General features: G+C 36.5%; 3 protein-coding genes. 1 reads left to right on the top strand and 2 read right to left on the bottom strand.

Annotated features, from left to right (window positions below; translation table 11 throughout):
• Nucleotides 1–307: 307 nt before the first annotated feature.
• Complete coding sequence (locus LDM90_RS02100; protein ID WP_223896337.1) at nucleotides 308–1,867, bottom strand: SLAP domain-containing protein; 1,560 nt, start codon at nucleotides 1,865–1,867, stop codon at nucleotides 308–310.
• A 526-nt stretch (nucleotides 1,868–2,393) separates the two neighbouring features.
• Here LDM90_RS02100 and LDM90_RS02095 point away from each other — a divergent pair.
• Nucleotides 2,394–13,286 carry an SLAP domain-containing protein gene (locus LDM90_RS02095; protein WP_223896336.1) on the top strand — a complete coding sequence of 3,631 codons (10,893 nt, stop codon included), beginning with the start codon at nucleotides 2,394–2,396 and terminating at the stop codon, nucleotides 13,284–13,286.
• Nucleotides 13,287–13,395: 109 nt separating this feature from the next.
• Here the strand turns inward: LDM90_RS02095 and glmU are convergent, their stop codons facing one another.
• Nucleotides 13,396–14,781: a bifunctional UDP-N-acetylglucosamine diphosphorylase/glucosamine-1-phosphate N-acetyltransferase GlmU gene (gene glmU / locus LDM90_RS02090; protein WP_223896335.1), complete on the bottom strand. Its 1,386-nt coding sequence runs from the start codon at nucleotides 14,779–14,781 to the stop codon at nucleotides 13,396–13,398.
• Between the last annotated feature and the right edge of the window lie 50 nt (nucleotides 14,782–14,831).

Below are 14,831 nucleotides of genomic sequence, written 5' to 3'. Positions count from 1 at the left end.
TTATCGATATCTATACCTTAATTGAACTGCCATCTTTTGCTCTATGAACGTCATAAACTGACTTTCCTTATCTCCCTTTTTGACAACTACATCAGTTTGCATATTAGATGTAGAGTTGACCTACAAAAAGTTTTTTCGTGAAAATCTTTTTTACCATTTCCTAGCCTCATTTCATTTATTTGAAACGTTTCAATAATATTACATAAAAATGGTTTTAGTAAGTGAAGTACCTAACTAATTCACTACAAAATCATATAGAAAAACGACATCTCCAAAAGATGTCGTCTTATTTTGAAATGCCAGAGCACTAATTATTTGTTGCAGCATAGTCTGAAATATTTAAAGTTTGCTGGAAACCATCAGCACTTGTAACAGTCAAAACTGTATTATTGTTGCTAAACTGAACTGCACTTTTATCAACGCCGTTTACACTGGCAACCAAATCAACTATTTCATTAGATTCATTGATAGTCAAATTTTTTAAATCACTAACGACAACTTTTTTGCCATTTAGAGCAGCCTTCGCATTATTTATTTGGTTTACTGTATCACTAACTTGCGCTACAGTCGCAATAGCTGTATTAACTTGACTACCAGTTGAAATGGCCGAATCATAAGCACTACGCAGAGCTTTGGCAGAAAGTTTATATAAATCACTTGCTTTAACTGCCGCATCTTGAGCTAACAAGTCTTGTAAGCTCTTTTTATCAGTTGAACTAGCAGTAACCGTCTCATCTTTAGCTGTGTCAGGAGTATTGACTGGCGTCAGTTTAACACCACTAACTTTACTAATATCGTCTTGCTTAATATAACCATTCTTGTCACTCTGTAATTTGTAGAACAATTCAGCCTTATTATCATCCTTTACCCAAATGTACCTTAATTCGGTAACTCGTGCTCTGTGACCTTTAGCAAAAGTTTTTGTTGGTTGAGCCACACCTTTGCTGTTATATACATTAGTATTACGTGCCAAAGTAATTGTTGTGATATCCGTATCATCTTCTGGCTTAGAATTTGTCGGCTGCAATTGTTTACCAGAAACTATACCAACGTTATTCTTCTTAACCCATTGATCTTCGCCAGGGAAGTTATCGTCTTTAATACGATAAAACAGCTTTTTGCCGATATATTTAAGTTGATCAACTGTAATCTTTTCGCCTTTTCTAATCAAAGTTTTAGTCGAATGACCATTGCCATCATAAATATAAGCATTATGACTTAATGTGATCACAGTAGGATCGTTCTGGTTATCACTTGGTGAATTATCATCTTTACTTGGCTTTTTATTAATTGGCTTTAACTTAGCACCTGTCGTTTTTCCAACATTAGCTGCCTTAATAAACTGGTTGCTTTGACCGCCAATTCTGTAAAACAACTTTTTGCCGATATAAATAAGTTGGTCAACAGTAACTGTTTGACCCTTTTTTATCTTCTTTTTCTCGGTTTTACCTTTTGCATCATAAATGTAGGCATTATGCTTTATCTTGGCTTTCGCTGTGGCTGCAGGTTTTACAACCTTCTTGCCATTGACATAGCCAACATTGGCTGCCTTAACGTAAGCATTGCCACCCAAATTATAATATTCTTTATTTTTAATTGTAACTTTCTCACTAAATGTCAAGGTGATGCCTTTACCAATTTTTGTATTCTTAGCACTACCCATATAAGTCTTTAACCTTTTACCATTTTTGTCATAAACATAAGCATTATGACTTAACTTAATCGTATTTTGCTTTGAATTGTTGTTTTTCTTAGTTGCAACCTTGTCAGCCGCTTGCACAACAGTAAAATGACCTGCTCCTATTACAGGGCTGACACCAATTAACGCAGCAGCCGATACCATCATAAATTTATGACTAAATTTCATTTTGCTTCTCTACCTCGTTATTTATAAAAATTCTATCAATACATAATATTGTATACTAAAAAATGGTTGATACAAATAAAGTAAAGCATTGCTTACACTTTCTTAATACTCTTGCATAAATGTAAAAAAACTGCAAAATTTTTAAAACTAAACTGTAAGTTTTTCATTCAATTAACTTTTATATTTTGCTTCCGTTTTTTAATACATTTGATCTTTAAAAATGCAATATAGTTAAAATACTATATAAATATATTTTAAATACAATTTATTTTATGCTATCAATTTCATTATTAGCTTCTCTTCTATTACAAATTCATCACTTTGTTTGCGCTTATTTTTACACTATATAGCACTTTTTACTCAGTTCAATTTCTTTAAGTTTTTAATTTATAAACTAATGATATTATAATCGCAATAATTGACATTTATATAGGCATCTACTAAATTGATAATTGTATAGTAGTTGAAAATAAGAAAGGACATTTGTATGTTAGGAAAGAATAATAACAATGAACGGGTGAAAAAAATGGCAATGCAAGCTAAGCAAGACCATTTCTCAATTCGTAAATTGAGTATTGGCGCTACCTCAGTATTGCTTGGCTTTACTTACCTAGGACTTAGCAGTAAAACAGTTAGTGCTGATACTGTTATTCCACCCCAACAAATAAGCAAAAAGTCAAAAGTAATAGCAAAAATTGACGCTCAGGCAACTCCCACCCCTACCCCTAGGGATGATGCTGCTCAAAATTCAACTGCTGCTACTAATAATATAACCAAAACCACTAAGCCAGAAAGCGAACCAAATTTAGGAACGTTTTCTGGCTTAAGTTCTTTTTTAAGGGGAAATAGCAGCAACAATGAGCAAAGTAACACAGGGGTCAAAACGGACAGCGAAGACATCAATGCGGTTAAAGATGACAAGCAGAATTCTGTCACTGGTAATGTGCAAAATGACAATGAGCAGAGCGGCCAAAATAAAACTGCTGATCCTACCGCAGTTGATACTGCAGATAGGGATCAAACCGAGCAAAAGCAAGACAGTTTAACTGCTAAAATCACCAATAGAGATTTAAGAGATGTTGGCCAAAAAAGAAGCGTAGGTAACTGGAAGGACTTTATTAGTGCTCTAACAGATAGTAGTGTAAGCGAGATCGATATCACCAATAATATTAGTGCTGACAAAGATAAACGCCACTCCTATTTTCAAGGCAGAAAATTATTAATTAAGTCTGCTGGTAATGCGAAGTACACTCTTGATTTCAAGGGTATCGATCCTACTCTTGCCAGTAATTCTTCTTTAGATATGACTTACGAAAACCTGATACTGAAGAGTACTGACTATTATGGTGTCATTAATACCTCTAATATGAATAAAGACCAAAAAGCTAGAGTTACTTTTAGAAATATTGTCTTTTATGGTTCACAGTTAGTCTTTACCAGAAATAATACCGATATTATTTTTGAAGGACAAATTCACGCGGAAACTATCAAAATTCCAGGTAATGTCGGTTGGTTGTTTGATGGCAGTAATCAGCAACTTTTAGAATTTACCAGTAGCAATAATAGCATTACTTTTAAGGCAGGTTGCCACTTTGACGGTTCAACATTTGGCGGCACCTTGATTGAAATGAGAGGAGAAGGCAACTCTTTAAATGTTGAAGAAGGAGCAGTTGTTAACCTGACCCCACTTAAGACGTATGACGGCACAAATGGTGCTAATAACAGTGAACACGGCTATCCAGTCAGTGCGATCTTTATTAGTGATGATGCACAAGTAACTGTTCATGGTCAGGTGAACATTAACATCGGACAAAGTGAAGGAATTAATTATGCGGGCAAACAAAATAACGGTCAAGCCAGAGCTATTTACCTAGATAATGCCAAATCAAAAGTTAATATTGGTAGAGGCGGCATTATTAACGTCAACACAAATGGTAATATTTCAACTAGAAATAAGCAAAACCTGATTTATATTGGGGGCGACTTTGCCATTAACTCCGGCGGTGCTCTCAAGATTACTGGGCAAAACATGGGCAATTATACTGGCTCGCTGGTGCAAATTGATGGTACAGCCAATGTCCAAAACGGTGGTTTTGAAATTCAATTAGTTGGTGATGCCGGTACAGGTGCAATAAAATTGGTTGATGTTGCCAATACCGGGCAATTGATTGTCAATAACCCAACTTCACTTGTATTAGACGCCCATCTGAATAACAATGACCGTACCAGCATTATCGGTGATAATAAAATAACTGTCACAAATGTTCGCCAGTCCTTAAACCTTGGTGAACTTTTAAATGGATCAGCTGATAGCAACAACAATATAGTGCTACCGCCATTCCATGTCTTACAAGTAGAAAAAACCGCTAAAACTGTTGCAGTTAACAATTTAGAAGTATTAAACGGTCAAAGAATCTTCGACTTAGAAAAAGCCAAAAAAGATAGTCCACAGCTTAATGCTATTCTCAATAATGCGCCTAAAAACTTCCAGAAATTGCTGCAAAATTACAATCATCAAAGATATGACCTGCTCTTTCAAGCCATCGTTGAAGCAGCTTTTTCCAGTAAAGATAACCCAGGCTACAATAACATCAGATTTACGCCGGCTAATCAAAGTGGGTTCTTAGACATAGACCCAGAAGATGTAACAGTAACCAGTCAAGAAGATGGTTCAAAACTAGTCAAAGGTCATGTATTATACTATGATCCTGCAAAAGATGGTCCTGATAGTGACAACTTTTTTAAGAATATCTTACCTGGCGGTACTGAAGCCTATGTTTTAGCCAAGTTTAAAGATAGCGGTGTATACAAAAATGGTCAAGCTGTTATTGATTCCACAATAGCTAATCCATACGCTGAAACAGTTGATACTTATCGCGGTGAAGCAAATGATTTGGCATTTTTACCAACAAAATTTGCCGCTAAAGTAGCTCCAGATGGCACCTTTACCATTACTATTCCTGCTGAAATTACTACTAAAATGGCTAAAGACGCTACAATTCAACTAACTCCTCATGCGAACTTTATTGAATATAGTCCCTTAGATATTGCCAGTGGCGTTCGCCCTACTACAGTTAGTCTAGGCATTAAACCATTTAGTGCAATACAACAAGAAGCAGCTCAGGCAATTAAAGATGCTATTAGCACAGCTAAAGCCAATAAGCCAAATAACTTGACTGCAGATCAGGAAAAAGCATTCACTGACGCACTGAATGAAGCCGCTAAGTATGCTGCAAATAGTACAGACAGCAACTATGATTCCGGCAAATCAGTTTACGGAGTGCAACCTTCCAAGACTGCAATTAGCGAAGTAAATAATAGAAAAATGACCGTTTTAGACTTGGTAGAAAAGGCTGTACAAACGGCTAAAGGTCAAGCAGAGTATGAAAATGCCAAAAAGGATGCAAAAGATAAGTTAGATAGCCAGGCTAAAGAGCAAATTTCTAAGTTTCCTTCACAGTCAGAAAAAATAAATGCTGCAAAAGATGAGGCAATAAGTACTGTTGATGCTCCCGAAACAAACGCCACCAACCTCGATCAGGTGGTTAGTGACGGGATTGATGCCATCAACCAAATTGGTAAAGATTATCGTGAAAATGCCAGAACAGATATTAAACAAGCAATTTCAAACGTGGAAAATGCTATTGCTGAAGCTGCTAAAGATGACAACGTCCAATTGCCTGTTGACGAATTGATTACTGGTTTAAAAGATAGGCTAAAGCGACCAAAAGAAATCGTTGCTACCGAAGGTGATATTGATCAAGACGATACTGAAAAAGCTATTGATAACCATCAAAAAGAAGCAAAAGATGCCATTCAAGGCGTTCAAGATACTATTGCTGCCGTCAAAGCTTTAGAAGATGCTGCTAAAGAACAAATTACGCAACACGCAGATGATAAAGAAGACATTCAAGATGCCTTAAATCAGGCGATTAAAGATATTATTAGCAGCAATAATCCGAAAGATGACGTTAATAAGGGACTTGATAATATTAAGGGCACCCATACCGGTAAACATAAAGACCAGGCAGCAAAAGATATTAAAGAAGCAGCTTCCCAAGCTAAAGAGCGGATTAAAAACTCTGGTTTATCTGAGGATGAACAAAAACAATATCTTGATGAAATAGAGCAAGTGGTTGCTGATACGACAACTACAACTGGTGATACCAGTAAATCTATTTACGGCACTGATGATGACGAAATTATCAATAAGAGAAAAGATGCTGCTGAAAGTTTAATCAATAAAGCTGCTGCTAAATCAGAAATTGTTGGTTATACCAGAGGCTATGAAAATGTCCTTGGCAAAGTAGACAATGCCGAGACAGCTATGGCAGATGCATTAAATGCAATTGATAAAATTAAAGATAATGCTGCCAGCAGCCAAAATATTTCCCAAATACTAAAATCGACAAAGGATAATATTTTAAACGCTTTTAAAGAAGATGCTAAAGCACAAGTTAATGCAGATGCAGATACTGCTAAGACCAACTTAGGAGTAACTAAAGAAACTAATATTGATGACGCAGTCACCAATGCTGGTAACACGATTGACAGTCACAATTCTGCTACTGATATTAAACAAGACATTATTAACGGTAAAAAGAATGTTTTAGACGCTTATAAGACGGCTGCTAAAGCGCAAGTTAAACAAGACGCAGATGAAGCAAAAAGTAATTTAGGGGTTGACCAAGAAACTAATATTGATAACGCGGTCACTAATGCTGCCAACACGATTGATAGCCATGACTCACTTACCGATATTAAACAAGACATCATTGATGGTAAAAAGAATGTTTTAGACGCCTATAAAACTGCTGCTAAAAACCAACTAGAAGCAATCAAAAAAGATGTTATAGCTAAAATTCAAAATAACCCTAACTTAACGGCTAAAAATAAAGATGAAGCTGTAAATAAAGCCAATGATTTGCTTACTGGAGATCAAGGATATTACGACCGCATTGATAACGGAGAAACTCCAGCAGACATTGACAAAGTTACCAAAGAAGGTACTGCTGCATTAAACGATTTGCTTAACGAACAGAACATCAAGGGCCAACGCAATCAAGCTATTATGGATATTCAAACTGCTAGAGACAAAGCAATTGCTGAAATTAAGGGCAATAAGAACCTGAGTGACGCGGATAGTACTAAGTATCAAAATCTAATTAACGCTGCAGCCGATAAAGGGATTGCCAATGTTTCTCAAGACGAAGATGAAAATGCAATTGAAACAGATCGAGACGATGCTATTAAAAATATTACAGACTATCAGAATAATGCCGCGAACGCTGCTACGAATAATTTAGATCAACAACGTCAAACTGCAATTACAGAAATTGAAAATACAGCTCAAGCAGCTAAAGACAAAATTGATGGCTTTGCCGACTCCGATTTAAGCCCAGAGGATAAACAACATTTTAAAGAACTGATTGCTAAAGACTTAGATAGTGCCAAGGCAGAAATTAATGCAGCTAAAGACACTGATGGTATTAATTCTGCCAAGCAAGCTGCTAAAGATAGTATCAACAAGGACTTGGCAGCTGCTCAATTGGCGGTCGCTAAATCTCAAGCAAATAAAGCTTTGCAAGCCGAGAGAGAAAAGGACTTAGCCACTATTAATCAGGCTTTTGAAGATAATAAAATTAATAGAGAGCAAAAAAACGCCTTAACAAGTAAGATTAATGGCTTCTACGAAACAGCAACTAACAAGGTTTATAGTGACTTTACCAATGATCAAGTAGTTAAAGATAGAGATGACGGCGTTGCTGCTATGGCTAGTGTTGCTGGCAGTATTGCAAGCGAAGAAGCAAAATTCTTAGAGCAACAAAAAGATGACGCATTAACTAACCAAGATACTGGACTAAACGTTTTAGCTGAAAAAATTCGGGCGGATATCGAACAAAATCCTAACCTTTCCGGTCAAGAAAAGAATAACTATTATGGAGAAATTGCTACAGCATTAACGACAGCAAAAACTAATATTCAAAATGCCACTACTAAAGAAGAAATTGCTGCAGCAGCTAATGCTAGTCGCGAGGCCTTAAATAAAATCCGCGATAAAGCAGCCCTACAGTCAACTAGAAATGCTGCCCTGAAAGATTTATTGAGTGTTTATAACAATGTAAACGATAAAATTTCAGGTTTACAAAATGTCAATAGTAGTACAAAAGACGGGCTAATTAAGCAGTTAAACGATGATTACGATGATGCAGTTAACAAAGTTAAGAATGCTCCTATTGATCGAGTTGATACTGAAAAGCAAACAGGCAACGATATCATGCGTAAGGTAATCCGGGATGCTCAAAGCCTTGATAACAATATTAATAACGCCAAGAACGAAATTGATAAAATTGCTACACAAGCAATTGACAACATTAATCAGTCTTCAATGTCTGATGCTGATAAGAGCAAGACTATCTCAAAAATAAATGACGAACGGGATAAGGCTAAGCAAAATATAGAGTTGCAAAAGACTAATGATGCAGTTGATCAAGCTAAAAGCGACGGCAAAAATGCTATTGACCAAGTAGTAGCAGATGCTACTGCTGCGGATTTGGCAGAGGCCAAAAATAACAGCGAAAAGACTATAAAAAAAGCAGCTCTTGAAGCAATTAATAGGTTGAATTCCTCCTATAATTCGCTGAGCGAAGAAGAACAGGCTGACGCTAAACCCCGATATGATCAGGCAATCACAGCTATTAATCAGGCTGCCGCTGATGCCATCAACAAATTACAAAACGTCAAAAGCAAAAATGACGTCAATAAAATAACTACCGATACTATTACTGCCATTAATAAAGCTGAAGCAAGCGGCAACTTGGCAATTACTAAAGCGCAAGCTAGAAAAACTATTAAAGATGCTGCTAACGAAATCAAGAATAGCCTGAAAGATAAGGCAGATCAAGATAGCGTTGATTCAATCATTGATACTGCTAATTCAGCCATTGATGCGGCCGAAGAAAGTAATTCAGTCTTGGACATTAAAGATACTGCTATTAAGCAGATAAAAGCTATTAAGTCTACTGCAGATGATAAATATGCTGAGGAAATTAAACAGGCTAAAGCCGCTGCTATTAAAAAGCTTACTGAAGAACTCAACGGCCAAACTAATAATCCTGATGTCCTGGGAATCTTATCTCAAATTGACCAAATTGCGGGTTTAAGCGACCAAGAAAAGGACAAATATAAGAGTCAGGCAACGGATGCTAAAAATTTAGCTGTTAACCAAGTTAATGGTCAACAAACTGAAACCGATATAGATTCTGCTAAGAATACTGGAATTATTAACATTGACAAAGCTTTGAGTGCTGCCCAATTACAAGCTGCCAAGAATAATGCCAATAAATATTTAGAAGATATTGCCGAAACAGCTAAGAATGCTATCAATAGCATTGACCAGTCAGCCTTAAGTGACGAAGAAAAAGCCAAATTGATTGAACAAATCAATTCAAATAAAGAAACGGCTATCCAAAATATTAAACAAGCACAAACTTCAACTGAAGTTGAAAAAGCTAAAGCAGCAGGCGAAGGTGCAATTAATGGTATGGTGCAAAATGCCAAGAATAATGCTGCTTTACTGGAAGAACAAAATGTCGCATACAATAAACTGGTTGAACAAGCGCAGAAATTGAACGAACGCTTAAAGAATGACCTGTTGCAAAATAAACTTGATCAAAACCAGGTTGATAAATTAAGCAATTCTATTAGCGCAGCTTTAAGCACTGCTAAAACCAAGATTTCTGCTGCAACTACTCAAGATAAAATCAATGATGCCAGAAGTAAAAGTGAGACTGCTCTTAACAACATTGGCAGTGATATTGATAAAGAAGAAGCTTTAACTAAAGCCCTAAACGATCTACAAACTGCTGCCACTAGCGCTAAGGCTAAAGCTGATAAAACTGAAGACAGCGCTGTCGCTGACAAAATGAAAGCCCAAATAGACCAAGAACAAAAGAAAGCTGCTGCTAATATTATTGCCGCTAGAAATAATAAGCAAAACACTATTACGCAAATTCAAACAGCGGCAAGTGAGGGCATTGCCACTATTAGCAAATTAGGTGATGACTTTGATAATAAAAATCAAATAGTTAAGAGCCTGAAAGAATATGCTGCAAGTGCCAAAACTGATATTGATGGTTTAGACTTAGCCGGTAATGATGTCGCTAGCGGATATAAAGATATTGAACGAGTTTTAAATAACTTTATTAGTTTAATTTATGCCGGTACAAGTGATAAGCTGTCGCAGTTAGAACAAGATGCCAAAACAAATATTGATCAGGCCAAGTTGCCTAGTCAACTGACTGCGGAAAAAAATAATCTGATTAACAAGTTTAAGGAATACCTTAAAAATAAAGGGGAAATTGCCAGTGTGGCAACTAATCTAGAGCAAGAGCAAATTGAAGAACTGCAAAAGCAACTTGATGAAGCCGTCAATAGAACCATAGATAAGATTGCGGGTGTTAAACTTGAGAATACTTACGAAAATGCACTAGCACAAGCTCAAAATGCCCAACAAGGTAAAGCTCAACAGGATGAAATTCCTAATTTCGGTAAAAAAGAAATCGACCGTATTTTCCAAGTTGCGCAAGAAAAAGCCGAAATAGTCAAAGCTAAACAAGAGGCAATCTCTCAGGTCGAACAAGCTCAAAAAGAAGCAAATGATGCAATAGAAAAATCAGGTTTGTCACCAGAGGATCAGCAAAAGCAGAAAGACCAAATAAAAACTATTGTTGAGCAAGCAAAAACTGACATTAATTCTGTTCAACAATCTGAAACAGAGGCTAAAGACCAAATAAATGGCAAACGAGATCAAGCAGTTGACAAGTTCAATGCTATTAAAGATCAAGCTGCCCTAGCTGGTCAAAAGACAAAAGCTGAAGATATTCTAAAGGATAAACAGACTAAGGCCCATAATATAATTGATCAATCTCAGTTAACTGCCGAGCAGAAGAAGGCAGCTAAAGCTGCAATTGATGATGCTTATCAACAGAGTTTCCAGAATATAGAAAAGGCTACAGCAACTAGCGACATCCCAGATGAAACAAACATTGGTCAAAATATTGATCGTCTGTTAACTAAACCTGAAACCGGCACGGAACCAGAATGGTTTAATGATGAACAAAAAAATGCTTTTGCAGGTGCTGATGGAGTAATTGGCATTAACGACGCCTACAATACACTAAAAGACAGATTAAAAGATAAACTGACTCAAGAAGTGCTAGATCGTATTGACGAGCAAATAAAAGCTATTGATGAAGCTCAAAATATCCAGGCTGCCAGTGCTGCTTATGATGAGGCTATGACTATTATCAATAAGGAAAATGCTAAAGCTGACATTGACGAAGAAGCTGATAAGGTTACTAAAGAAATTGACGATAATGATAAATTATCAACTGAATCAAAAGACAGGCTAAAAAAGCAAATTAAAGATGATAGCCAAAAGGCCAAGGACAAAATTGATGCAGTTACTGCTCCTAAAGGTGATACATCAGGCAAAAAGGACCAGATTGATAAAATCACCGAAACCGCCAAAGATGATATTAACAGCGCCGGTAATGCTGCCAAAAATGAGTCCATTAGTTTACTTAAAGTAGAGGCAAATAACGATTTGGCTGATAAACACCAAAAAGCAGTTGCTGAACTAAAAGACAAGTTTGGTGAAAATGCCGATACCACCAGCGTTGATCAAGCCTATCAGGAGCATTCACGTGTCAATGGTGATTCACCTGCAGATATTGCAGCTGATAAGATTGCAGCTGAAAAAGAAATAGCTAAGGGTTCGGTAATTGACACCGCTACTAACGCTAAAAACCAAGTTGATAAATTAAAACATCAGGATGGTAACGATTATACTGATACTGAAAAACAGGCAATAAAAGACCGCATTGACCAAGAAGCAGCTAAAGCTAGCTCGGATCAAACAGGTACTATTGCTCAAGCTCAGGATTCTACTGGAATAGAAACTGCCAGAAAAGATGCAGTTGACAGAATAAGCAGTATTATTGTAAGTGATAGTAAAGAACTTGAAGATGTTTTAAACAACAATAGCAAAGTACAAGGAGAAAGACTGAAAGCCGCCTATGATTCCGCTGTTAAGGCTCTTACAGACAGGTTTAATGATAAAGCCAACACCACTAGTGTTGATCAAGCATACGAAAATGCTAAAGATGCGCTCAATGATCCTGCCAACGCGGATAAACTCGCTGCAACAGAATTAGCCGGTGAAAAGGCAATTGCTGCTGGGGCTCTAGCGGAGGCACAAAAAGCAGCTACAAGTGAAATTCAGTCCACTGGCAAATACACTGAGCAAGAAAAGAAAGCTATTATTAACCAAATTAATACTGATCTTAATACTGCAAATAATGCGCTTAATCAGCCTGAAGTTAATGATAGTAAAACCATTACTAAACTCCGTGATGATGCAATTAATCAACTTTATCTCGATAGTACAGATTCTGATACAATTGACCATATTCTTGATAGTAACGACAATAGTCAAGAAAATGATGATAACCATAGCAATAACATTAATACTAGTTCTGCCCCTGCTCCATTCAACCCTAACCCGATTAATACTGCTGACAAAGAAGAAAAAGAAGAACCAGAACTTGATTTAAGCCATAGCGAAGAATTGGCTTTAATGCACAATGCCTACCTATATGACGAAAAAGGTCAACGTGCAAATAAAGTTGTCCTTGGTGCCGGTTCAATCATTACTTCGTATGGTATAAAAGAAATTAACGGGAAACACTATTACATTCTGGTTGATAGAGGCAAAAAGAACCAAGTCTACTATGTTGCTACTAGCAACGTAGTTTCAACCAGTCAAAAATTAAAACATAATGCTTATGTTTACAATAAACATGGCAAACGAATTAAGAAAGCGGGTGTGTTAAGAAAAGGCAATAATATTAATACGTACGGTAGTGCAGTAACCATTCGGGGCAAGAAGTACTTTATTATTGCTCAAAACCGTTTTGTTAAGGCCGCAAATATTGCAGTCCAAAAAGCATCTGTTGCTACTGTTACCACAGCTCCGATTACTGAAAAACCACATCCAGTGGTCGAAAAAGAAATTATGCACAATTCATATTTATATGATAAGCAAGGAAAACGTGCCAATAAGTTAGTAATTCTTGTTGGTTCAAGTGTAAATACCGCTAACAAGCAATCGATTAATGGCAGGTCATTCTACGAACTGGAAGATGGTCTATTCATCTCTGCTGCTAATATAGATTCCAAAAAGATCAAATTAAGGCGTAACGCTTATATTTATAGTCAACATGGTAATCGAATTAGTAAAAAAGGTTTCAAGAAAGGTAAAGCAGTTAAAACTTATGGCGATCCAGTCAAAATAAACAACAAGCAATACTATATTATTGCTAAAAATAAGTTTGTTAAAAAAGCTAATTTTAAATAATTAATTTTACATCAATAGCTCCAGAAGTTTAAAACTCTGGAGCTATTTTTTTAGTTATGCTGCAAATAAAATGAGCTGGAAAATCTTCCAGCTCATTTTTAGTTCTTTTTTATTTCCAGTCAGGATCATTAGATAGGGGCAATTTATGCCAGTAATCAGGTTTATTTACCTGACGACCGCGAGCAATCGCCATATCATATTTGGCTACATCTTTAGTTATTGTCGAATCTGCTGCCACAAAAGCGTGGTCAGCAATATTAACTGGTGCAACTAAAGTAGCACCAGAGCCAATGAACGCACGATCACCCACGTTAGTATGATCTTTTTTCACGCCGTCATAATTAGCGAAAATAGTGCCACAGCCAACATTAACATCTTTACCCAAAGTAGCATCCCCGATATAAGTCAAATGACCTACTTTAGAATTTTCACCAATTTCAGCATTTTTAATTTCTACAAAGTTTCCGATATGGACACCCTTTCTTAGGATTGCTTTAGGGCGCAAATGTGAATTAGGGCCAACGTCTGAAAATTCATCCATCTCAGCTTGTTCAACTGTTGAAGAAGTTACAGTAACATTGTTACCAACTTTAGAATCAATAATCCTGGAGCCAGAAGTTATTAAACAGTCGCTCCCAATTTCAGTATTGCCTTTAATTACGACGTTGCCTTCAATCTGCGTATCACAACCAATTTTAACATCCGCATCAATATAAGCCGTATCAGGATCAATGAAAGTTACGCCATTTGCCATATGCTTTTTATTAATCCTTTTTTGCATAATTTTGGTAGCTTGAGCCAAAGCTGATCGATCGTTAACTCCCAGGCTTTCGCTGAAATCTGGCATTTTGTATGCACCAATTCTTTGACCTTCGTTACGCAAAATTTCCAGCACATCAGTTAAATAATATTCTCCTTGAGCATTATGATTATCGACCTTTTTTAATGCACTAAATAACAACTGATTGTCAAAACAAAAAACACCGGTGTTGATTTCGTCGATTTTTAATTCACTTGGTGTGCCGTCTTTTTGTTCAACAATTCTTAAAACATTATCTTGATCGTCTCGAATAATGCGACCATAACCATAAGGATTTGGAGCTTGGGCTGTCAAAACAGTAGCCGCATTGCCTTTGCTTTGGTGGTAATTAAATAATTTTTGAAAAGTTTGGCTTGTAAATAATGGTGTATCACCCGTAATTACTAAAGTAGCACCCTTTTCTGGTGCTAGCTCATCTGCAGCAGTTAAAACGGCATCACCTGTACCAAGTTGCTTTTTTTGTAAAACAAACTCAGACTTATCAGCAAGAACCTTTTTAACTTCTTCTGCACCATTACCCACAATTGTAACTATTTTGTCTGGTTTTATTGCTTGCGCTGCTTCAACAACGTATTCGACCATTGACTTGCCACATACTTGATGTAAGACTTTGTACAATTTTGATTTCATACGGGTTCCCTTGCCCGCTGCCAGAACAATTACAAACTTTTTCATTAATTTTAGCCTCTTTTATTTTCCTAGATTATTATTATATTTTAGTATAT

Source organism: Lactobacillus huangpiensis (genome assembly GCF_019972815.1).
Classification (GTDB): domain Bacteria; phylum Bacillota; class Bacilli; order Lactobacillales; family Lactobacillaceae; genus Lactobacillus; species Lactobacillus huangpiensis.
Note: the sequence above shows the minus strand (reverse complement) of the source record. Positions and strands in the feature narration are given on the sequence as shown.

Excerpts from the sequence above, each read along its gene's own strand:
- LDM90_RS02100 (WP_223896337.1), bottom strand. The coding sequence starts at position 1,867 with ATGAAATTTAGTCATAAATTTATGATGGTATCGGCTGCTGCGTTAATT.
- LDM90_RS02095 (WP_223896336.1), top strand. The coding sequence starts at position 2,394 with ATGGCAATGCAAGCTAAGCAAGACCATTTCTCAATTCGTAAATTGAGT.
- glmU (WP_223896335.1), bottom strand. The coding sequence starts at position 14,781 with ATGAAAAAGTTTGTAATTGTTCTGGCAGCGGGCAAGGGAACCCGTATG.